This is a genomic window from Escherichia sp. AM3 (assembly GCF_032029835.1).
GTDB classification, from domain to species: domain Bacteria; phylum Pseudomonadota; class Gammaproteobacteria; order Enterobacterales; family Enterobacteriaceae; genus Escherichia; species Escherichia coli.
The window spans coordinates 1-278 of sequence record NZ_JAVUPQ010000920.1; the positions used below are offsets into that span (position 1 = coordinate 1).

A 278-nucleotide genomic window follows, 5' to 3' on the forward strand; every position below is an offset into this window, starting at 1 on the left:
CAACCTTCCATCCATGACGAAATGAGTTTTGCGACAACGACTTACAGATTTTTCCATTGTCATTCCATGCCAACTTGATTGTTGTTGAACCATCATCGCAGTATACGTTCATCTATAGCCCCTTAAATACTCAATCTGAGTAAATCACTGTTTCTGGTTGCAAGGTAATACTCAATTTGAGCACTATCATAGTTATGAAATCACAAAACACAAGTAATATTTATTACATCACATGACATACTTCATATTTCATACTTCACAAATATGAATGCATGTTG

At 34.5% G+C, this 278-nt stretch carries 1 protein-coding gene; it reads right to left on the bottom strand.

Annotation, left to right across the window (positions count from 1 at the left end):
* The coding region (gene parM / locus RTW80_RS29065) for a plasmid segregation protein ParM domain-containing protein (protein ID WP_312721575.1) at positions 1 to 112 on the bottom strand (112 nt) is incomplete at its 3' end.
* Positions 113 to 278 lie beyond the last annotated feature (166 nt).